Annotated in this window: 1 protein-coding gene; it reads right to left on the bottom strand. The window is 37.1% G+C overall.

The genetic code is table 11. The features are described from left to right. Nucleotides 1–80 precede the first annotated feature (80 nt). Nucleotides 81–1,228: IS66-like element ISEbi1 family transposase (locus tag FYJ55_RS10700; protein ID WP_154556805.1), on the bottom strand; the 1,148-nt coding region annotated here is incomplete at its 5' end.

Below are 1,228 nucleotides of genomic sequence, written 5' to 3'. Positions count from 1 at the left end.
GTAAGCGCCAAATAAAATGATGTAGTTAAATAAATGAAAAAGAATCAGTTGAACATTGCTAAAATGTTATGCTGATTCTTTTATTTACAGTTCTTTTGTACGAACTTACTCCATGGTAGAAATTCGTCTATTATTTCTGGATTTTTGATCAGATCTTGGCTTGGAAGATATGTGAATATTGTTGTCAAATATTTATATGGATCCAGTCCATTTGCTTTTGCTGTTTCAATTATGCTGTATGCATTCGCACTTGATTCTGCTCCTGATACACTTGTCGAGAATAACCAGTTCTTTCTTCCCGTTGTAAAAGGACGAATTACTCTTTCATCTAATGAGTTTGTCATTGGAATATATCCATCATATAAGTATTGTCTCAATCCTTCTTCATGATTTAGAACATATTTAAATGCTCTGCTCAGCTTTGCACTGGCTGTGGCATTTTGATTGGATTTGCACCATGAAAAGAAGTCATCTATTAATGGCTTTGACTTTAGCTGACGTATTTTGACCTTTTTATCAGGAGACAACGCCTCTATTTCTTTTTCTATTGCGAAGAGTTTCTTGATCTTATTCATCGCAATAATCGGAAGCGTATTTTCTGCATTTTCGAGATCATTTGGAAGACTGTCTCTGAACTTTCTTCTTGCATGTGCCCAGCAGTATGCATTGACACAGCCTTCGATATTGTTGTATCCGGAATATGCATCTGATATAACGGTTCCATGAAATCCGTTGAAGAATATCTGCGGATTATATCCGCATCTGTTTGGTGCATATACAAACAGTCGGATTGGATATGCACTTTCCTTGATGCTTGAATATACCCACATATAGGATTTCGTTGTTGCTTTTTTACCAGGCTCATTTAAAACTTGAACGGGTGTTTCATCGGCATGGGCATGTTTTGATTCAAGCAGGATTTCATGCATTCTGTCTGTCAGTGGTTTTAACCAGTGTTCGCTTGAATATATGATCCAGTTGGCCATTGTCGTTCTTGAAAGATCCAGACCCATTTGTTTCCATTCGGATTCCTGTCTATAGAGTGGAACGCCATTTACGAACTTTTGTTTCATAACGAAAGCCACACTTTCAGCAGAGGCATAAGAATGTGGAATGACAGGTTCTGGAATTCCAGGACTTTTCATAACACTCTTTCCATTTGCACGACATTTTCTGCATTCATATGTCGTTGTATATACATCTCTTACTTTTAACTTGGCTGGTACAA

The organism is Holdemanella porci, from assembly GCF_009696075.1.
Lineage (GTDB): Bacteria > Bacillota_I > Bacilli_A > Erysipelotrichales > Erysipelotrichaceae > Holdemanella > Holdemanella porci.
Note: the sequence above shows the minus strand (reverse complement) of the source record. Positions and strands in the feature narration are given on the sequence as shown.